The 21422-nt window shown below is 53.7% G+C and carries 16 protein-coding genes; 11 read left to right on the top strand and 5 right to left on the bottom strand.

What is annotated here, in order from left to right; genetic code table 11:
• Positions 1-301: 301 nt before the first annotated feature.
• Positions 302-1684, top strand: a complete 1383-nt coding sequence (locus LU196_RS05495; protein WP_232759648.1) for a D-arabinono-1,4-lactone oxidase — start codon at positions 302-304, stop codon at positions 1682-1684.
• Between the two features lie 14 nt (positions 1685-1698).
• The gene (locus tag LU196_RS05490; protein ID WP_232759647.1) at positions 1699-2526 is read left to right on the top strand and encodes a glycosyltransferase family 8 protein; all 828 of its coding nucleotides are present in this window, start codon (positions 1699-1701) and stop codon (positions 2524-2526) included.
• Positions 2527-3683: 1157 nt separating this feature from the next.
• Here the strand turns inward: LU196_RS05490 and LU196_RS05485 are convergent.
• On the bottom strand, positions 3684-4706 hold the full coding sequence (locus LU196_RS05485; protein ID WP_232759646.1) for an LLM class flavin-dependent oxidoreductase: 1023 nt from the start codon (positions 4704-4706) through the stop codon (positions 3684-3686).
• Positions 4707-4950: 244 nt separating this feature from the next.
• Between LU196_RS05485 and LU196_RS05480 the strand changes: the two genes are divergently transcribed.
• From LU196_RS05480 to LU196_RS05470, 3 genes are all read left to right on the top strand, one after another.
• Positions 4951-5784, top strand: a complete 834-nt coding sequence (locus tag LU196_RS05480) for a phosphate/phosphite/phosphonate ABC transporter substrate-binding protein (protein WP_232759645.1) — start codon at positions 4951-4953, stop codon at positions 5782-5784.
• A gap of 1260 nt (positions 5785-7044) precedes the next feature.
• Positions 7045-7956, top strand: a complete 912-nt coding sequence (locus LU196_RS05475) for a ketopantoate reductase family protein (RefSeq protein ID WP_232759644.1) — start codon at positions 7045-7047, stop codon at positions 7954-7956.
• 75 nt (positions 7957-8031) lie between these two features.
• Positions 8032-9096 carry a LacI family DNA-binding transcriptional regulator gene (locus LU196_RS05470; RefSeq protein WP_232759643.1) on the top strand — a complete coding sequence of 355 codons (1065 nt, stop codon included), beginning with the start codon at positions 8032-8034 and terminating at the stop codon, positions 9094-9096.
• A gap of 34 nt (positions 9097-9130) precedes the next feature.
• On the opposite strand, the gene tmaR is transcribed toward LU196_RS05470, so the two are convergent.
• From tmaR to dacD, 3 genes are all read right to left on the bottom strand, one after another.
• Positions 9131-9451, bottom strand: a complete 321-nt coding sequence (gene tmaR, locus LU196_RS05465) for a PTS system regulator TmaR (RefSeq protein ID WP_232759642.1) — start codon at positions 9449-9451, stop codon at positions 9131-9133.
• A 161-nt stretch (positions 9452-9612) separates the two neighbouring features.
• Complete coding sequence (locus LU196_RS05460; protein WP_232759641.1) at positions 9613-10671, bottom strand: FUSC family protein; 1059 nt, start codon at positions 10669-10671, stop codon at positions 9613-9615.
• A gap of 177 nt (positions 10672-10848) precedes the next feature.
• Entirely contained in the window at positions 10849-12015 is a 1167-nt protein-coding gene (gene dacD / locus LU196_RS05455) for a serine-type D-Ala-D-Ala carboxypeptidase DacD (RefSeq protein ID WP_232759640.1), read from the bottom strand.
• A gap of 199 nt (positions 12016-12214) precedes the next feature.
• Here dacD and sbcB point away from each other — a divergent pair, with 199 nt between their 5' ends.
• From sbcB to LU196_RS20385, 6 genes are all read left to right on the top strand, one after another.
• Positions 12215-13636, top strand: coding sequence for an exodeoxyribonuclease I (sbcB, locus tag LU196_RS05450; RefSeq protein WP_370640968.1), 1422 nt, complete (start codon positions 12215-12217; stop codon positions 13634-13636).
• Positions 13637-14492: 856 nt separating this feature from the next.
• Positions 14493-16328, top strand: coding sequence for a hypothetical protein (locus LU196_RS05445; RefSeq protein ID WP_232759638.1), 1836 nt, complete (start codon positions 14493-14495; stop codon positions 16326-16328).
• A gap of 19 nt (positions 16329-16347) precedes the next feature.
• Entirely contained in the window at positions 16348-17451 is a 1104-nt protein-coding gene (locus tag LU196_RS05440) for a DegT/DnrJ/EryC1/StrS aminotransferase family protein (RefSeq protein ID WP_232759637.1), read from the top strand.
• 12 nt (positions 17452-17463) lie between these two features.
• Positions 17464-18396, top strand: coding sequence for a glycosyltransferase family 2 protein (locus LU196_RS05435; protein WP_232759636.1), 933 nt, complete (start codon positions 17464-17466; stop codon positions 18394-18396).
• A gap of 2 nt (positions 18397-18398) precedes the next feature.
• On the top strand, positions 18399-19328 hold the full coding sequence (locus LU196_RS20390) for a WxcM-like domain-containing protein (RefSeq protein WP_370640964.1): 930 nt from the start codon (positions 18399-18401) through the stop codon (positions 19326-19328).
• A complete protein-coding gene (locus LU196_RS20385; protein ID WP_370640963.1) occupies positions 19325-19723 on the top strand; it encodes a GtrA family protein in 399 nt (132 codons plus the stop codon). The genes LU196_RS20390 and LU196_RS20385 overlap by 4 nt, the downstream gene beginning before the upstream one ends.
• A 68-nt stretch (positions 19724-19791) precedes the next feature.
• On the opposite strand, the gene LU196_RS05420 is transcribed toward LU196_RS20385, so the two are convergent.
• Positions 19792-21147, bottom strand: coding sequence for an APC family permease (locus LU196_RS05420; protein ID WP_232759635.1), 1356 nt, complete (start codon positions 21145-21147; stop codon positions 19792-19794).
• Positions 21148-21422 lie beyond the last annotated feature (275 nt).

Raw genomic sequence — 21422 nt, 5'->3', positions numbered from 1 at the left:
AATTTCCTCTTAACGGTTCGCTTGCTCATTATTATTTGGCACTGTTTTTAGCCGCGCAGATCTCCCATTTTTTGCTATATCAGCTGCTGCTTCGCTTTTTACCGCCACTTTGCGCGCCAGGGCATTACTCTGCTCATCACCACTGTTCGTTATGCGTAACCCAAAAAACGCAGAAGTCCATCTCGCGCCGACACTAAAAAAATTTATCTTGACTTCAATACGTCTTATCAGCGGCTTCGTTCTGATGGTCTACGCTTAAAGCCTTAAGGCTGACACAGATCACATTTTAAGGAATGCCGCGGTGAACAAAGACTCCCTGCTTTATCCCCTACGTAACCCGCGTGAGACCGCGCATGACAGCGCACTCTGGAACTGGGCGCAAAATTCGGTGGTCGGTCAGCGGTCGCAGCTGCAGCAGCCGCAAAACGAAGCCGAAATACAACAGCTGCTACGCGATAGCCAAGGTAAGGTGCGCGTGATTGGCAGCCGCTTGTCGCCTGGCCGCATGCTGTGCGTTCAGCCTGACGATCTGCTACTCGACCTCAGTGCCCTGGCAGGCGTGCTGGGCCACGATGAACACAGTGTGACCTTTGCTGCGGGAACGCTGCTGCAAGACATCTTCGACACCCTGACGACAATGGATCGCATGCTGGGCTGCTCGCCGGGCGTTATCGCGGTGCAAACCCTGGCCGGCGCCATGGCCAGCGGCACTCACGGTCAAGGACTGGATCAGAGTTCACTGGCCGATGAAGCGCTGCGCCTGCGCATGGTGCTGGCCGACGGCAGCGTACGCGAGTTGCAGCGCGGTGATGCGGATTTTCCGGCGGCGCTGACGTCGCTGGGCGCGCTCGGCATTGTCACCGCCGTGACGCTGCGCACCCGCCCCTTCCGCATTTTTAGCTGCCATAAGTTTGCGGCCTCCGCCGATACGCTGGAGCAGGATCTGCTGACGTGGAACCGCGAGCATGAACTGAGCAAAGCGTGGTGGTTTGTTGACGATAATCTGATGCACGTGTGGAATGCCGATCCGGCCAGCGCCGCGGATGCCGAAGCGTGGCACGATAACCAGCGCGAGGTGATTGAGCACAGTGACGACGCGGACAGCAGTCTCAATGACACCATCGATCAGACGCTGGCGCACATGCACCGCGATACGCAGATCCACGGAAAGGGGGGAAAACAGTTCCGTACCGTCACGCGGTTCCGCGATTTTACCGATATCACGGGTGACATTTACCAGCTGTTTTGCCGTGGGATCGCCGTGCCGCAAATCAACGTGGAGATCGCGGTGCCGCTGGCGAATACGCCACGCGCTATTCAGCGCATCAAGGCCTGGTATGCCGAGAAGCACCCGCACATGCATTACCCCATTATTCTGCGCTGTACCGGCCCTTCAGACGCCTGGCTGAGTCCTGCGCATCAGCAGGAGAGCTGCTTTTTCGGCTTCGTGGTGTATTACGCCGACGACGGCTCGCTGTCGCAAGAGGGCCTGCACTTCCTGACCCACGTTGAGAAGCTGCTGGCCGCCGAAGGGGGGCGCCCGCACTGGGGTAAATATTACGATCCGCAGCGCTATCAGTGGCGCGATATCTATCCACAGTGGGAAGCGTTTCGCGAAGTGCGCCAACGCTTTGACCCCCAACACCGTTTTAGCAATGACTACCTTACGGCCCTTTTTGATTAATACAGGGAGAGTTTATGTTTGCCTGGGTAACGCTGCTGACGCAGCCTGAGTACGTCATCGGCGTTCGCGCCCTACACCGTTCACTGCAGCGCAGTAAGACGCAATGGCCACTGGTGGTGATGGTGACAAAAGCCATCCCACAAGAAACACAGGCGGCCTTACGGGCGCAAGGATGTGTTATTCATGCGGTTGAGCCCCTCTTGCCCAATGATACGCTTGAGCAGCATTACGCCTCAGCGCAATTTGGCGAGGTATGGAGCAAACTGCGCGTTTGGGAGCTCACGCACTATCAGCGCGTCGTGTTTCTGGATGCCGATATGCTGGTGCTGCGCAACATGGATGAGCTGTTTACGCTGGATATGGGCGATTCACCTTTAGCGGCGTGTCACGCTTGCCGCTGTAATCCCAATAAGATAGCCAGCTATCCGGCCAGCTGGCAGCCCGATAACTGCCACTATACCTGGCAGGCCAGCGGCAAATCCGCACCCGCCGACCTTGACCGCTACCTGAACGGGGGTTTTTTGGTGCTAAAGCCCGATCGCGAGGTATTTGCCTGGCTGCAACACAAAGTGAAAGCGATTGACGATCTGCGCCGCTATCCGTTCTCGGAGCAGGATCTGCTTAACGAGCTGTTTAAAGATCGCTGGCTGCCGCTCTCGTGGGTGTATAACGCCTTAAAAACCCTGCCTTTCCAGCATGCTGGTCTGTGGCGTGACGATGAGGTGAAGAACCTGCATTACATTCTGGCCAAGCCCTGGCAGCGCGACAGGAACCCACCGGTGAGCGAGCGCGATCGTTACTATCCGTTAGAGCAACTGTGGTGGGAAGTGGGGATGGAATGAGGTGTGCCAGCGGCACAGGGCGTTTGCCACTTGCAGTGGCGGGGCTTTAGCCGCAGGCAGCGGCGGTGCTTTAGCCGCAGGCAGCGGCGGTGCTTTTCCGTTAGCACGGTGCCTCTTTCGTTCGCCATGGCACTGGCAGGTGCCTTTGCCGCCTTGCGGCGACCGAGCAGAGGGCGCCAGGCCGCGCCCTCTGCACTCCCCGGCCCTGCGCCAGCCCCACTCGCCGCTGCGCGGTGCCTTCACTCCCTCAGCCTTCCTGACGGACCGGCGTCGATTCGCTCCTGCTCAACGCCGCCTCTCGCGGCATCCATGCCGCTCGCCCTAGAAGGCCTCACGCGTTCAGCGAGTGGGGATGGCGCTTCACACCCCCCGCTGCACGTCATGATTTTTTTCGCAGCCACTGCGCGGCGGTAAGACTTTTAAGGTGCATCCGCACCGCGCGGCGTTAAGCAAACCTCTTTCATGTATTTGTATTGAGGTGCCAATGCGTGGCTGTAAGATTTTTAAGTACCATTCCGCCCACGGGGCGTTAACCAGAAGCCGTTTCTGCCATGTGTTTTCTATCTTTTTCAGCCAGCCACTGTCTTCTTAAACCTGCTTACAGCCATACAGACAACACCAGACACAAAAAAAGAAAAAGGCTCTTAAAGGCGAGGTTTGTGGCGCCATCCGGAGCGCCGAACGGAGCGTGACGGCCAGGACGAAGCGGCAGGGATGCCGCTGAGAGGGCGGAATGAGCCAGGGATGGCGAATCCGCGCGGTCCGTGAGGCCGTTGCGGCGGAGTGAGGGAACAGCGGAGGCTGGCGCAGGGCGCGGATTGCAAAGGGCCGCGCCCTCGGCCCTTTGCCCGTACGCCGCATCGGGGCGGCTGCAACTCCCGCAGGGTTATCGGGCGGAACCCGCTCGGGGTCAGGCCAGCACAGCGGCTAACGCGCGAGCCCGCGCAACTAAAACCGGCATAGCGGGCCGGAACCCGCTCAAGGTTCAGTAAAAAACCGGCTGAGCGGCCGGCCCCCGCTCAGGGTCAGCCCAGCGCAGCAGTCAACGCGCGAGCCCGCGCAACGAAAAACCGGCTTTGCGGGCCGGCCCCCGCTCATGCCCCACCGGCATGGCGGGCCGGACTCCCGCCGCGCCCGGCCATCGCCATGGCCCCCTTTTAGCGCCAACCCAATTCGGGTGCTACGTGCGTCAGGATACTGTCGATAACGTGGGCACAGTAGTCGACGCCAAGCTGATTAGGAATGGTAAGCAGCAGCGTATCCGCTTCCGCAATGCCCTCGTCTTCAGCGAGCTGTCTGATGAGCTTATCCGGTTCTGCGGCATAGCTGCGACCAAAAATAGCGCGGGTTTTTTCGTCCAGGAAGCCCACCGAGTCGCGATCCTGGCCGCTGCGGCCAAAGTAAGCGCGATCGAGATCGTTGGTGAGCGCAAAAATGCTGCGGCTCACTGAGACGCGCGGCGTACGCTGATGTCCTGCAGCTGCCCATGCTTCCCGGTAGGCCCGAATCTGCTTCGCCTGCTGAACGTGGAATGGCTCGCCGGTTTCATCGTCTTTTAACGTCGAGCTTTGCAGGTTCATGCCCTGCTGCGCCGCCCAAACAGAGGTTGCATTGGAGCCTGATCCCCACCAGATACGCTCACGCAGGCCCTCCGAGTAAGGCTCAAGGCGTAACAGGCCCGGCGGGTTCGGGAACATGGGCTGCGGATTGGGTTTCGCAAAGCCTTCCCCACGCAGCACCTCTAGCAGCTGTTCAGTGTGGCGTCGTCCCATGTCCGCATCGCTCTCGCCCGCTTGCGGGTGATAGCCAAAATAGCGATAACCTTCGATAACCTGCTCGGGAGAGCCACGGCTCAGGCCAAGCTGCAGGCGTCCGTTGGCAATCAGATCCGCTGCGCCAGCATCTTCCGCCATGTAAAGCGGGTTTTCATAGCGCATATCAATAACGCCCGTGCCAATCTCGATTTTATGCGTTTTCGCCCCAACCGCTGCCAGCAGCGGAAACGGTGAACTCAGTTGACGCGCAAAATGGTGCACGCGGAAATAGGCACCGTCTGCGCCCAACTCTTCTGCTGCCACGGCCAGATCGATGGACTGCAATAGCACGTCCTGGGCAGAGCGGGTGGCGGACTGCGATGACGGCGTCCAGTGACCGAACGATAAAAAGCCAATTTTTTTCATGGGAAATTCTCCTCGCGGGGCAGTGCCCTTTCAAACCGATAGCACAAGATTACGCCAGCGCAGAGATGACTGATAGCCAATAGTTTTCGCGCGCTTTATCAACTTTTTTGTACAACATCATGGGAAGTGGCAAGGCGTTGTCCTCTGGCGTTCGGTGACGATGACGCAATATCAACTATGATTTTGTACATTACCGTTTGGGTTTGGCTTGGTACGCCCAGCGCAATGTCAAAAGGATCCCAGAATGCCGTTAATTTCGATGCCCATGTACGATATCCATCGCCCATCTACTGAGGCTCTGGCCACCACAATCGCTCAACTGTTGATCAAGCACGACGTGCATGCCGAGGTGGTGTGGCCGCAGGATCTGCTGTCGCACTGGCGCGACGACCGACTGTTACTGAGCGCGAGCTGCGGCTACCCGCTGGTAAACTATCTGCCAGGCGTTCAGCTGGTGGGCGCGTTTCACTCTCTGGCTCAAGGCTGCGAGAACTTACGCTCTCGCAGCTGGCTGGTGGCACGCAGCGCGGACGAAGGCCGGCCCCTGAGCGACTTTCACGGTCAGCGCGCGGTGTGTAATAGCGAGGATTCCCATTCGGGATTTAATGCGCTGCGTTACCTGATTGCTCCGCTGGCGCAGCACGGCAAATTCTTTAGCCAGACGCTGTTCAGCGGTAGTCACGTGGCGTCTCTGGCCGCTTTACGCGCGTCACAGGCCGATATCGCGGCCATTGACTGCATCACGTGGGCCTTGCTGCGGCGCTATCAGCCTGAAGCCCTAAACGGCTTGGCGATTGTGGGCGAAACCCCTCTGTGCGCAGCCTTACCTTTAATCACCTCTGCCAGCACCGACGCCTTACTGATGGAGAAGCTGCGTAGCGTGCTGTTTGAAATCACCATGGATGAGGCGTTTCATCCGATTATGGAAGCGAACCTGATTGCCGGTTTTGCGGTGCCGCCGCGCAGCTATTATGACGAAGTTTTAACGTTTGAGGTGTTGCCTGACGGGCAGTGGATGGGAGAGCGCAGCCAGAGCGCTGGCCATTCGCGGCGGGAGTCCGGCCCGCAAAGCCGGTAATGTGTGAGCGGGGTCCGGCCCGCTATGCCGGTTTTTCGTTGCGCGGGTTCGCGCGTTGACCGCTGCGCAGGTCTGGCCCTCCGCGGGTTCCGGCTGCTCAGCCAGTATGGCAATGAGCGGGTTCCGGCCCACTATGCCGGTCTTTACTGAACCCTGAGCAGGTTCCGCCCGCTAACCCTGCGGGAGTTCCAGCCGCCCCGCTGCGGCGTACGGGCAAAGGGCCGAGGGCGCGGCCCTTTGCAATCCGCGCCCTGCGCCAGCCTGCGCTGTTCCCTCACTCCGCCGCAACGGCCTCACGGACCGCGCGGATTCGCCATCCCTGGCTCATTCCGCCCTCTCAGCGGCATCCATGCCGCTTCGTCCTGGCCGTCACGCTCCGTTCGGCGCTCCGGATGGCGCCACAAACCTCGCCTTTAAGAGCCTTTTTCTGTTTTTTGTCTGGTGTTGTCTGGTTGGCCGTAAACGGGTCTGCGAAGACAGTGGCTGGCTGAAAAGAAGAAGAAGACAGAAACACAAGATTGAACAGGTTTCTGGTGAACACGGCGCGGGCGGGATGGTACTTAAAAGTCTTACCGCCACGCAGTGACCTTAAAAGACGTAAAAACACGAAAGAAGGGTTTTGCTTAACGCCGCGCGGTCTGAATGCTTCTTAAAAGTCCTACCGCCACGCGGTGGCTGCGAAAAAAGTCATGGCGTGCAGCGGGGGGTGTGAAGCGCCATCCCCACTCGCTGAACGAATGAAGCCTTCCAGGACGAGCGGCATGGATGCCGCGAGAGGCGGCGTTGAGCAGGAGCGAATCGACGCCGGTCCGTCAGGAAGGCTGAGGGAGTGAAGGCACCGCGCAGCGGCGAGTGGGGCTGGCGCAGGGCCGGGGAGTGCAGAGGGCGCGGCCTGGCGCCCTCTGCTCGGTCGCCGCAGCGCGGCAAAGGCACCTGCCAGTGCCATGGCGAACGAAACACGCTCGGTGCAAACTGAAAGCACCACAGCCACTGCCCGTGGCGAATCTACCCGCTGCTCGCGGCAAAGCACACGCCACGGCAAGTGACTAAAGCATCTGCCATTGCCATGGCGAACGAAAGTCGCTCCGTGCTAACGGAAAGGCACCCTGCCGCTGCCTGCGGCAAAAGCCCGCCACTGCAAGTGGCACAAGCCCCGACACGGCAAGTGACCAAAGCACCCTGCGGCAAAAATTGCACTTTTTCTGGCAACACCGCTGGCGTCAGATTATGTTACGGTTTTCTTTTTTTAAGGACATCCCAATGCGCATTCTCATCGTTGGCGCTGGTGCAACCGGCGGGTATTTTGGTGCGCGTCTCGCTCAGGCGGGACGCGATGTCACGTTTCTGGTGCGCGAACGCCGCTGGCAGCAGCTGCGCGAGCACGGGCTGATTCTGCAAACGCCGGAAGGCAGAGAGGTCATCACGCCGCAGCTGATAAAAGCGGAGCAGTTAACTGACCCCTTTGATGTGATTATCCTGACGGTGAAAAGTTTTGGTCTGGCGCAGGCCATAGCCGATATTGCCCCTGCGGTAGGTGCGCAGACGCTGATCGTGCCGATTCTCAACGGCATGCGCCACATCGATACGCTGCGCGCGCGCTTTGGTGACAAGGTGATTGGCGGACTGTGTAAAATCAATGCGACCTTGGGCGAACAGGGCGAGGTCGTGCAAATGACGCCGCTGCATATCCTGTATTACGGCGCGCTGAAGGGCGAGAATCATGCACGTCTGCAGCCGCTGGATGCCACGCTCAAGGGAGCCGGCTTTGACACGGTGTTCACCGCGGATATCCTGAGCGAACTGTGGGAAAAGTGGCTGTTGCTGAGTACGCTCGGGGCGGTGTGCTGTCTCGGCCGCGGCAATACACAGCAGGTACTGCGTTCGCAAGGGGGCGAAGCGCTGCTGCACGGTCTTTTCACCGAGGTGCTGGCGGTGATCGCTGCTGAAGGCTATCAGGAACGTCCGGCAAACACCGCCAAAATCTATCAGATGCTGAACAATCCACAGGTCGCGATGACCTCCTCTATGTTCCGCGATTTAACGCAGGGATATGCCATCGAGGCCGATCAGGTGATCGGCGATTTATTGGTGCGCGGCGCGCGCAGCAGCATAAACACGCCCTTATTAAATGCGGTGTATGTGAATTTACAGGTTTACCAACAACAGCGTTAAGCATCCGGGATTGAGCGACACGCCGCACCGTCGCCAAAATTTGCTACACTCGCCGCGACTATCTCTGGAGAGTTTATGACCGCGCGTTCCATCACCCTCGACGATGTCGCTCAGCTGGCAGGCGTCTCCTATCAAACCGTGTCGCGCGTGCTGAATCACTCGCAGCAGGTCTCGCCTCGCACGCGGGCCAAAGTCGAAACGGCTATGCGGCAGCTCAACTACGTGCCCAATCGCGTGGCGCAGCAGCTCGCGGGCAAAGCGACCCGCACGCTTGGGCTGGCCACCAGCGATTTGGCCCTGATGGCTCCCGCGCAAATTGCGTCAGCCGCCCAGAAGCGTGCGGCTGCACAGGGTTATCATCTGGTGATCGCCATGGCAACGCCGGGCCGCGACGCGCAGGAGACGGTGAACGAACTGCTGGCGCAGCGTGTGGATGCCCTACTGATTAATCTTCCGCTGACGGCTGCGCAGGCGGTGAGCATTGAAGCGCAGTGTGCGGGCAAGCCGACGCTATTTTTGGATGTGGAGCAGCACGCTAGCGTTGCGCAGTGTCAATATCCCAGCGCAAAGGGGGCGCAGCAAGCGGTGGCCCATTTGGTTGCGCTGGGGCATCGGCAAATCGGCTTGCTCAACGGGCCTGCGGAATCGGCTTCGGCGCGAGCGCGCTACGAGAGCTGGTTGCAGGCGCTGTCAGCACATGAACTTGACCCGTTTTGCGTCCTACAGGGCGACTGGAGTGCGGCGTCGGGCTACCAGGCGCTGCTCACGCGGCTGCCGGATAATCTGCCGCAAGCGCTGCTGGTGGCCAACGACCAAATGGCGCTGGGCGCGATGCGGGCGCTGCATCAGCACGGCGTGAAACTGCCCGGCGATATGTCGCTGATTGGCTATGACGATACCGCTGAAAGCGCGTGGTATCAGCCGCCGCTCACCACCATCCGCCAGGATTTACAGCAGCTCGGCGTGGTCAGCGTGGATCGCCTGCTGGCGCGGCTGCGCGGGAATACGCCCTCACCCGTGCCGCTGGAAACCGAGCTGGTATTGCGCGAAACCACCGCCCCGCCGCGCTCGCGCGCCGTGAGTCTGGTGGAGATTGCACAGCAGTTGCACCAGCTGGCCCAGCAGCTGACGATGAAATAAACCAAAAAAACGGGGCCTTCAGGCCCCGCGATCGTTACTGTGGTTTTGGCTCGCCCATCGATTTTAGTTTCTTCGACAGGTCGCGGCGCTCTTTCGACAGCTCGGCGTTCTTGATGATGTACTCATCGACGCGATCTTCATAATCAACGCGCATCGACGCGATGATCTCCTGCACCGCCTCAATGCTCATGCCCGGCTTAATGTATTCGCTCAGGTTATCCAGCAGCAGCACGCGCTTCTGGTTATCACGGATTTTTTTCTCGTTGTCCGTGATTTCGCGCTGCAGTTTGTTTTTACGACGAAACATACGCACAAACTCCAGGACGTCCTGAAATGATTGCTTGGCATTTTCCATGTTGGCACCTTTCTTAAGGCCTGCCGCAGCAGGCGGAATAGTCATACATTTCAGCTTAGCGGCTGATTTAATGAGGTAGCACTATACACAACGTCTTACGCACCGGACCTTATCTTAGCGCAAAGCACGTGTATTTCACATTAAGTCATTGCCTGATAAACCTATTTACGCAGCGCCAACCGCACCAAATCGGTGACGCGCTCCAACTGTCGCGCCTGCTCTAAACTCAACCAAACGTAGCCATAAATCGCCGTGGTTTCGAAGCGTTCGCTGCCGCTGGCAATCAGCGCCTCCAGCTCTTGGGTGATCGCCTCCAGCTCATGGCTGTTGGCAATGACCTGCTCGGTCTCCCCTTTTACCACCAGCGTCGCCAGTGCGTTGAGCGTGTTTTCGGTCATCTGCTGCGTGCGGCGCAGCGTCGGGGCGTTGAGCAAAATTAAATGGCTGGCACGCGACGACCACCACGCCTCAATTTGCATCTGCAATGTGTTGACCATATTGCGGTTAATGGTCTGAATCGCTTCAAACACCGATTTCGGAATACGGGTCTCTTTGCTTGAGGGTTCCAGCAGAGCGCGCATTTTTATCACGCTGGTCAGTAAGCGCTGAAAGCGTGGATTGAGGCGCGGTTTTTCAACCAGATTGGGGGAAAATCCGGCGTGATGAATGGTGGCCATCTCGCGAAACGCATCCGACAGCTGAATACGCCAATGGGTATACGCCCGCTGCGCCCAGATGGCGCTGAACAGCAGGGCCATTAGCGACCCCAGAATCACATCGCCGCCGCGCCACAGCGCCACGGTGAAATCGCCTGCGGGTGCGCCGACCACCACGCCCAAGGTAATGCCAATCAGCAGCGCCATATACGGGTGCTTACCAAGCGTGAGATAGCCACAGACAATCATCACCAGCATGCACCAGGCGAGCATCAGCGGCAGGGAAAGGAGCTCCAGCTTAAGCGCGATCAGCCCCGAAGCCAGCCCGGCGAACGTGCCGCTGATGCGCTGCACCACGCGCGGCAGCACGTTTCCCCACGTAGAGATGGGCCCCATGACCACCACCAGCGTGATCAGCGGCCAGGTGCCTTCCGGGATGTTAGTCAGGCGTACAAACAAAAAGCAGAGCACAAAGGCCACCGCAATACGTACGCCGTGCACGGCGCGATAGTGGCGATAGAACCAGAACTCAATGGCGGAAATGGGTTTGTCAGCGCGTAACATGGCGATCCGGAAAGGTTGACATCATCGACGCTATGTTAGCGTAGCCCTGCGGCGATCAAGAGTAATTTCGGTGATTTTTACGCATTACAACAGCGGCGTTACATAAATGATTCTGAGCAGAAACAAGGATGTAACGCAGCAAAGCAAAGCCGGCAGGCGCATCGCCTGCCAGGCCTCTTACAGCTTCTGTTTCAGATAATCGCTGATGCGCGTGATAATGCCCGCTTTTTCCACGCCCTGCAGCGCATAGAGCGGATAAGTCGCCAGCGTCTTGTCTTTGTCGATCACCTGAATTTCACCAATTTGCTCATTGGCTTTTAACGGCGCTTCCAGATCTTTACGGTCAATCACGTACTTCGCCATAATATTGGCGACTTCCGCACGCGGCAAAGAGAGATAGATATCTTGCGTGGTGCCGACATCCACCTTGTGCGGATTACCGTACCAGACGTTCTCGGTGCCAATTTTTTTGCCCGCGTGGAACAGCTGCACGGTGTCGAAGTTGTTCTGTCCCCATACCAGCAGTTTGCGCGCTTGCTCTTCCCGCCCTTTCGAACTTTTCCCGCCCATGATCACCGCGATCAAGCGATGGCGCCCGACCACGTTGGAGGCCACAATGTTGAACCCTGCGCTCTCGGTGTGGCCGGTTTTCATGCCGTCAACGTGCAGGTTTTGATCCCACAGCAGGCCGTTACGGTTGTTCTGCGTAATGCCGTTAAAGCTCAGGGTTTTCTCGCTGTACATCGCGTAGAAGTCCTGCTCGCCGTTGATGATGGCGCGCGACAATACCGCCAAGTCGCGCGCGGTGGTGTGCTGGCCCGGTGCGTCAAGCCCGTGCACGGTTTCAAAGTGGGTGTGCGTGAGGCCCAGCTTTTCGACGTAGTGGTTCATCATCGTCACAAAACTGTCCTGGCTCCCTGCGACATAGTCAGCCAGCGCTACGCAGGCGTCGTTACCTGAATCAATGATGACGCCGCGCATCAGATCGCGCACCGTGACTTTATCGCCCGGCTTGAGGAACATCAGCGATGAGCCTTTGAATACCGGATTACCCGCCGCCCAGGCATCTTTGCCCACGGTGACAACATCGTCGCGGGTGATTTTTTTCTGATCCACCGCGCGGTCTACCACATAACCGGTCATCAGTTTGGTCAGGCTTGCCGGATTACGCTCTTCATCGGGGTTACCCGCCGTGAGGATCTGCCCGGTTGTGGCGTCCATCAGCACCCATGAGGCCGCGTCAACCGCTGGCGGCGTGAGCGGGAACGGCATGCTGTCATCGGCCTGCGCCGACGATGCCAAAATAATCATTCCAGTTACAGTTACCAGCAGACGCCTTTTCACCACTTCTTCCTCAGATCATAAAATGAATTTCCGCCGCACGTTTTACGGCAATTAGGCCGTTGCAGCTTGAATAAATTGAAAAAAAGTATGAACTGCGAATTAAACGGCTGCGCAGCGGCACGCGCGGTGCCAATGAGGTTGTGCTGGACGGATGGGACGACTATCCTGTGCGTTGATTTTTCATCGCCAGGATATCGCCGTGCCCGCCTCTGAGTTCAGCTTCCTTTTTCACGATTACGAAACCTTCGGCAAAAGCCCCTCGCTGGATCGCCCGGCCCAGTTTGCCGGTTTGCGGACCGACAGTGATTTCAATCCCGTTGGTGAACCGCAGGTGTTTTACTGTCAGCCTGCCGATGACTATCTGCCACAGCCTGAAGCCGTGATGATCACCGGCATCACGCCGCAAATTGCTCAAGCGCGCGGCGTAACGGAAGCCGCCTTCGCCGAGCGCATTCACGCGCTGTTCAGCGAACCGCAAACCTGCGTCATCGGCTACAACAACGTGCGCTTCGACGACGAAGTAACACGCAATATCTTCTACCGCAACTTCTTCGATCCTTACGGCTGGAGCTGGCAAAATGGCAATTCACGCTGGGACCTGCTGGATGTAATGCGTGCCTGCTATGCGCTGCGTCCGGAAGGCATTGTCTGGCCGGAAAACAGCGACGGGTTCCCCAGCTTCCGCCTTGAGCACCTGACGCACGCCAACGGGGTGGCCCATGAGCAGGCGCACGATGCGATGTCAGACGTGTACGCGACGCTGGCAATGGCGAAGCTGGTTAAAGAAAAGCAGCCCAAACTGTTTGCGTTTCTGTTTGCCCATCGTAACAAACAGAAACTGATGACGCTGATTGATATCCCGCAGATGAAACCGCTGGTGCATGTCTCTGGCATGTTTGGCGCCGCGCGCGGCAATACCAGCTGGATTGTGCCGCTGGCTTGGCATCCTGAGAATCGTAATGCGCTGATCGTGGCCGATCTGGCCGGTGATATGTCACCGCTGCTTGAGCTGACACCGGATGCGCTGCGCGAGCGCTTGTACACGCGACACACTGATTTGGGCGACGCCGCAGCGGTGCCCATCAAACTGGTGCATATCAATAAATGTCCGGTATTGGCCCCAGCGAGTACGCTGCGCCCTGAAGACGCGGCGCGGCTGAATATTGATCGCGAGCACTGCCTGGCCAACCTGGCGCTGCTGCGACAGCACCCCGACGTGCGCGAGAAAGTGGTGACGCTGTTTGCTGAGGCGGAGCCGTTTACCCCGTCGGATGACGTTGATGCCCAACTCTATGATGGCTTCTTTAGCGATGCCGATCGCGCCGGCATGAACATCATCCGCCAGACGCCGCCGCAGAATCTGCCGGCGCTGGATCTCACCTTCAACGACAAGCGTATTGCGAAACTGCTGTTCCGCTACCGGGCGCGCAACTTTCCCGGCACGCTGGATGATGCCGAACAGCAGCGCTGGCTGCAGCACCGCCGCGAAGCGCTCAATCCTGAGCGGGTACAGGCGTTTTTACTGGAGCTGGAGTCGCTGGCCACGCTGCACGAAGGCGACAGTGACAAGATGGCGCAGCTAAAATCGCTGTATCTGTACGCGCAGGCGCTGGTGTCATGATGGATGCCGCCCTTCTGCGGGGCGGCAAGTTTGATGGCGGTTAATGGGCCGAGCGTAGGTATTTTCACATCCCTGAGAAAATGAGTCTCATTTTATTAAGCACGTAGCAGGACGCGCAATAAGCGTTTATTAGCCGTGGGGATCCTTAAAAGCAAGAAGGACGTGAGCGAGATCGCAATACCGACGCTTTTCTTAAATTTATTGTATATGTGAAAGTAATGCAGAAAAGACGGCGTATAGGACGAAAGGAGAAGCTTACGGCAAGGCTGGGCGGTGAAATAATGAATGGGAAAGTGTTAAAGTCTCGCGGATCCGGGAAGTATCCGCTGGAAAACACTAAAAATATTACCTTAGATATTAATGGCTTAACAAATAAATTAAACAGCTAACACCTGCTCGTTACGCGCTATTTTAGCATATCCGCGTTATGGTTGTTTTGATTGACTGATTTCTATCAAAAGTGTGGCGTGATGGCGCTAATCACTCTCATACCCACCGAGAAAATCATGGCACAAAGCCCTCCTGTACACGAATTAAACAAATGTAACGTAGTAATGCGTACTCGTATTACCCCTTCTTCACCGATCAATCTAAGTCATTGAAAATAAAGAAAATAAAGAAAAGGTTTTGGCTACTAAAATAACGCTAATTATATGACGTTTTGCAAGCCAGTCTGTTTATAACGCGTTGAATGACGCAGCACGCAGTTATGTATTGTTTTCGTAAAAAAAAATTAATAAACTGTCAAAACCTGTTTCAGGTGATTGAGCCTGCTTTTTGCTAACAGGATGTGGGTAACGGGTTTTGAATTCAAAGCTTCTGAATCTAAAGTATAATTATTTTCTAGAGATGGGTTATGCATTTTAATAAAGAATCCCTTCAACGTGCGTTCATAAGTTTATTATACCTATTGCCGCTATTAAGCCTTTTTGTTTCAGCCGTTGACTTGCTAAAATACGGTATTGACATGCCTTTCTACGATGACTGGCGTGAATATGCTGCAAACAGAATGGGGAGCTTTGAATTACCTTATCTTTTTAAGCCAGCAAATGACACTTTATATCCTTTCGGGTTATTTTTGGATTCTTTAGCATTCATTTTTTTAAATGGAAACAGCATTGCTTACCAGCTCATTAGTTTAATTTGCGTTCAGGGAAGCATACTTTTTTTAATCTACAAACTCATCAGCAAATGTGAAACCAGCCCTGTCAATAAAGCTCTCGCATTTTCGCTTACAATCCTTATAGTTCAGCCGGATAGTTATTGGGGTCTACAAAACCTAGCTTATCATCAAGCCATTCCACTAATCTGCATTTTAACAAATATCTATTTATTTCTATCTAATAAAAAATTCAAAAGCATCGTTTACTTTATTATGGCGTTTTGCTCTGGGTTGTCATATACCAGCGGCGCATTCAGCATGTTGACTTTAGGAATGATTTTTCTTGCCATCAAGTTAATAGCACCTAAAGAAAACTCGAAAGATAGTTATTCAAATTTATTCTGGCTTATCCTGCCTTCAATAATCACTACGCTGGCACAACTCTGGGTAATCGTTGGCATTCAGCACGGCACGCATCGCGCTGATGTTCCGATGGCATTCCCATGGGAGTCTGATTTTTGGCTGTACATGCTCGGAAAAGTGAGTCGCTCACTGCTCTTCCCCGCAGGCCACCCGTTACTGTCTCTGGTTCTTACGATTTTTGTTATTGTAATAACAATCTATTTAATCATCAGAACATCGCGCTTATTTTTCCAATGTACCTCCCGCATTCAAGAACAGAAATATAATTTATCCGTAGTGTTAGTGAGCTTATTCTCAACTGTTTTTGTCTACCTAATTCTAGTGAGCGCGGGAAGAGCAAACATGCGTCCCGCAAATATCATTGACACATTAGATGTTTTCATTAGTGGGTATGCAAGATTCCACTTCTATTGGATAACGTTAATCTGGCCTTTTGCAGCTCTGGCTGCGTTAAGCTTCACAAACACTAAAATCACAAAAGCTATATTGGCGTTTTCGCTCTGCTTGTTCTTATCCATTATTGTTAAACCAGCGTTTGACCATGAACTGACGTTAAAATACGGACAAAGCTTGCGACTCGAGGGGATTTCCTGTGTTCAGTCCGCACTTGACAATGCCGACAAATCTATTTTATGCCCAACGTTAAAACCAACGGAGCTCAGGCCTGCTCTTGCCAATGCAATTAATACAGATGCCTCATTCTTGCATTACTTCTTTAATCCATCGCCTAACATTCAGACACGGACATCCAATGAAACGTTTAGACTTTCAAAAAAACCTGAACTGGTATCAGTTAACAATATAAAAACGCACTCAGTTGTGAATAATGGTAAGTCACTTTCATTAACTACTGCGATGGATTCTCAGCTTTATTTCAATACTGACAGTGGTTTAATGCGAAACTGCCTTTTGATGGAAGTGAATGTTTCCATCCATAGTCGCCTCGAAAATGAATATGCTCAGTTGTTTTACCGCCCTACAGGCTCGGCAGGCTTCACCGAGGAAAACTCTCAACGCATCATTCTTAACAACAGCACAAGTCAACAATTTAATTTCATGGTTAAAAGCGGTAATGGATTCGAAGATGGTATTCGATTTGATCCCGTTACTGGAAATGAAACGCTCGTAATTGATGACCTTGTCGTCAAATGCAGATTTTATCGTTAATATTAATTTAAGGTTTGGTATGTCAAATAACATTAATGAAGTAAAGTTCTTTTCGGCCAAAGCTGTAAATGAACGTTATGATTTTAAAGCCGTGGCGGCGAAGGTACTCGACAGCCACTGGTATATCTTGGGTGAGGAAGTAAAAAAATTCGAAGAAGAGTTTGCTGCGTACAACGGTGTAGGACACTGTATTAGCGTGGCAAACGGCTCGGAGGCGCTGGAGATTGCACTCAGAAGCGTAGGCGTTAAGGCTGGCGATAAGGTGCTTGCCGTGGCCAACGCGGGCTTTTATAGCAGCACCGCGATTCACGCCATTGGCGCAGAGCCCGTTTACGTCGACATTGATTCTGACACCATGACAATGTCCTCTTCCGCACTGGAAGAAGCATGCGCATGTAAGCCCAAAGCGATTATTATTACCCATCTCTATGGTCAATTGGCTGATATTGAACGCGCGGTTAATATTGCTAAACAGGCTGGCATTCCATTAATTGAAGATTGTGCTCAATCCCACGGTGCGCAGATCAATAATAAAAAAGCGGGTAGCTTTGGTGATATTGCCTGTTTCAGTTTTTATCCCACTAAAAATCTTGGCGCACTCGGCGATGGCGGCGCGATTATCACATCCAACGATGCGCTTGCGGCAACGGTACGCCAGCTTCGCCAATATGGCTGGTCACAAAAATACAATGTTGCAATGGCCGGCGGTAAAAACAGTCGTTTAGATGAAATTCAGGCTGCCTTTTTACGCGAGAAATTGCCGTTCCTCGACGGTGATAACGAGAAAAGAAGAGAGATCGCCACTCGCTATAATCGTGCTTTTGCACAGCTCAATATTATTCTGCCGGCCCATCTGGATGAAAAATATGTCGCGCACCTTTATGTTGTTCGAGTTGCTGATCGAAAGGCGTTCTCTGAACATTTAAAAGCGAACGGTGTGAGTAGTGATATCCACTACCCTATTGCCGATCATCATCAAACGGCTTACCGCACCTCCCCGCTCTTTTCATTGGCAGAAACGGAAAAAGCCTGTGAAACAGTAATTTCCCTTCCTTGCTACCCTGGCATGACAGAAGGTGAAGTAACGCAAGTGATAGATGTGGTATGTGCTTTTTTCAAATAAAGGAGACGGGACGTGCTTAGTTTAGTCATCCCCGTGTATAAAAATGAGGGTTCAATCCCTCATTTACTCGAAGCAATAGCCCTGCTTAATCAGAAGCTTGAGGGTGAATTAGAGACCGTGTTTGTTATCGATGGAAGCCCTGATCGCTGTTATCAGTTGCTTAGCGCTGCGCTTCCGGAACAACCCTTCAAGTCGAAGATGATTTTGCTATCACGTAATTTCGGGTCGTTCATGGCGATTCGTACGGGATTAGAACATGGCTCTGGCGATCGTTTCGCGGTGATGGCAGCAGATTTACAAGAGCCGCCTGAGTTAGTACTGGAGATGAATCAACAATTAATACAGCATGATGTTGATATCGTTTTTGGCGTGCGCGAAGCGCGCGAAGATCCGGGACTTTCAAAGTTATCGTCTACGCTTTTTTGGTGGGTGTACAAAAAATTTGTCATTCCTGAAATCCCACAAGGCGGCGTAGACATGTTTGCCTGTAATAAACAAGCCAGGGATACGCTGCTGCTTCTTGAAGAGAGCCACAGTTCGCTGGTTTCGCAGCTCTTTTGGGTCGGGTTCAAGCGGGGCTATGTGACCTACAAAAGGTCGAAAAGAGAACATGGTAAATCTGCCTGGACTTTGCGAAAAAAAGTTAACTATTTAATGGATAGCGTCTTCTCTTTCACAGATTTGCCTATTCGTTTACTGGTTCGCTTTGGGGCCTTAGGGACCATACTGGCAAGCTTGTATGGTTTATCGGTGCTGTTGTTAAAAGCCTCAGGTTCTATTTTGGTACCGGGCTATTCGACAACCATTTTCCTTATTTGCTTTTTCGCAAGCCTCAACATACTCGGTATAGGGATAGTTGGATCTTACGCTTGGCGTACATACGAAAACACGAAGAAACGTCCCTTATCAATACTTATGAAATTAGAGAAGTTTGAAGGTAAATGAATATGGCTAAAGATTTTTTCGTACATGAAAAAGCACTGTGTGAATCAGTAAACATTGGTGATAACACGCGAGTATGGGCTTTCGCACATATTTTGCCTGGCGCAGTGGTAGGCGCTGAATGTAATATTTGCGATGGCGTTTTTATTGAAAACGACGTCAAAATCGGCGACCGCGTTACCCTGAAGTGTGGCGTTCAAATTTGGGATGGCATTACGCTCGAAGATGATGTTTTCGTTGGGCCAAATGTGACCTTCACCAACGATAAATTTCCGCGCAGCAAAGTTTATCCTGACGAATTCTTAGGTACGCTTGTAAAACGGGGTGCCTCACTGGGCGCCAACTCGACCATCCTGCCAGGCATCACCATTGGTGCCAATGCCATGGTGGGTGCAGGCGCCGTGGTGACAAAAAGCGTTCCACCTAATGCGATTGTGGTAGGAAATCCCGCTAAGATTGTGGGTTACGTTAATGCCGATAAAGCAGAAGAGACCAAGCTTAAAGACAACGCGCAGGCTGATGCTGTAGTCCAGACCAGCGTAAAAAATGTCACGCTCCACAATTTGCCTATCGTTACTGACATTCGCGGCAGTCTTTCTGTTGGTGAATTTTCGCGTCATATTCCTTTCGACGTTAAGCGTTATTTTATTGTTTATAACGTCCCGACCAAGGAGACACGTGGCGAACACGCCCACCACGCCTGTAAGCAATTTTTAGTGGCTGTTAAAGGCACAGTGCATGTGGTTGCGGATGATGGAAAAAATCGGCAAGAGTTTGTTCTGGATGCACCTAACAAAGGGGTTTATCTCCCTGAAAAGACTTGGGGTATCCAGTATCAATATTCAAATGATGCGATCCTGCTTGTCTTTGCATCTGAATATTACGCTGATGAAGATTACATCCGCGATTATGACGACTTTCTTGCTCTCGCATGAACAGTCTTGTAAATAAGATGCGCTACTGGTTAGCGCATCATGCTTTTCTGCGATTTTTGTTAGCCGGTGCTATCAATACAGGTCTGACGTGGTGCCTGTATCTGATTTTATTGCTCTTTTTAGAATACAAGACAAGCTATACGCTTTCCTATGTTACCGGCTTGTTCATTTCATATTTGATTAATCGCTACTTTGTCTTCAAGGAGCATCGCGGTATCTCTTCAATTCTACTTTTTCCCTTAATTTATTTGGCTCAATACATTTTAGGGCTATTTATAGTATGGTTTTGGGTTGAACAGATTAAGATGAGTGCCACATTTGCGCCTATTGTTTCGATTATCATCTCTATTCCGATAACCTTTGTTTTGAGCAAGTTTGTGTTCAAAAAACGCTGATTTCATGACATAAAAAAAACCGTAGCCCTAAAGGGCTACGGTTTTCTATTCCAACGCAAAGAAATTAATTACACTTCTTCGCTGAATTGCGGAACCGGATTACGGAAGGTACGGGTGACAAACGCGAGGTAAACAATACCAATCGCAGCCCACACCAGGCCCAGCACCATAGAGGTTTCTTCCAGGTTGACCCACAGCGCCCCGACGGTCAGTGCGCCCATGATTGGCAGCACCAGATAGTTCAGGTGATCTTTCAGCGTTTTGTTACGCTTTTCACGGATCCAGAACTGAGCAATCACCGACAGGTTCACGAAGGTGAACGCCACCAGCGCACCAAAGTTAATCAGCGCGGTCGCGGTAACCAGATCGAAATTGATTGCCAGCAGCGCCACGGCACCGACCAGCAGCACGTTCAGCGACGGCGTGCGGTATTTAGGATGCACGAAGCCGAAGAAACGCTGCGGGAATACCCCATCGCGCCCCATTACGTACATCAGACGCGAAACGCCCGCATGTGCTGCCATGCCGGACGCCAGCACCGTCACCACTGAGAAGATCAGGATGCCGATTTGCAGCGCTTTACCGGCCACAAACAGCATGATCTCAGGCTGCGACGAGTCCGGATTCTGGAAGCGCGAGATATCCGGGAAGTAGAGCTGCAGGAAGTAGGAGACCGCGATAAAGATCACCCCACCAATCAGCGCCGTCAGGAAAATCGCGCGGGGAATGGTACGCTCTGCGTCTTTGGTTTCTTCGGACAGCGAACTGATGCCATCAAAGCCCAGGAACGAGAAGCACAGAATCGTCGCACCAGTGATCATCGGCACCACGTGCGCATCCGGTGACCAGAACGGACGCGTGCTGGTCAAGGTACCTGAACCCACGCCGTGCGCCACACCGTACACCACCATACCGGTAATCACGGCCATCACCACCACTTGCAACACCACAATGACGCTGTTGAAGTTCGCCACGGTTTTAATGCCGCGCAGGTTAGAAATGGTCATGAATGCCACGAGCAGCACCACAAAAATCCACGACGGAATGCCGGGCACCAGCGATTCAAAGTAGCTTTTCGCCAGCAGAATGTTGATCATCGGCATGAACAGATAGTCCAGCAGAGATGACCAGCCCACCATAAAGCCAACGTGCGGACTGATTGCCTTTTGAGCATAGGTGTAAGCGGAGCCCGCAGATGGGAAGCGGCGTACCAGCTTGCCGTAGCTCACGGCAGTAAACAGAATCGCGATCAGCGCGAAGGCGTAGGCGGTGGCGACGTGACCGTCGGTCAAGCCTGACACGATACCAAAGGTATCAAACAGCGTCATCGGCTGCATGTAGGCAAGGCCCATCATAACGACGGGGATCAGCGTCAGGGATTTTTTCAGGTGTGCACGCTGCGGTGCGGAGGTGTTAAGCGACATTGTTCAGACCCCCTACAGCAGCAACTGAAGCCAGTTGTACCACAGGAGTACTGCGCAAAATCTGGCAGTGAGAAGTGATATTAGTGTTTGCGATTGTCGCCGCGCCGTAATCATCACGAAAGCGAGAACCAGCTTGCGCTGGTGCAATTGTAAACAGCCCCATCTTTGTTTTCCTCAATTCCCACGCCCAAGCGTGTTGTCAGTGTCTATCTATCCGGCTACGTGTCCGGCCTCGGTAATTAAGTGGTTGCATCATCTGCAAAAAAATAACCGAC

The organism is Pantoea sp. Mb-10, assembly GCF_021272205.1.
In the GTDB taxonomy this organism is placed as follows: domain Bacteria; phylum Pseudomonadota; class Gammaproteobacteria; order Enterobacterales; family Enterobacteriaceae; genus Pantoea.
This window is presented reverse-complemented; position numbering and strand designations above follow the sequence as displayed.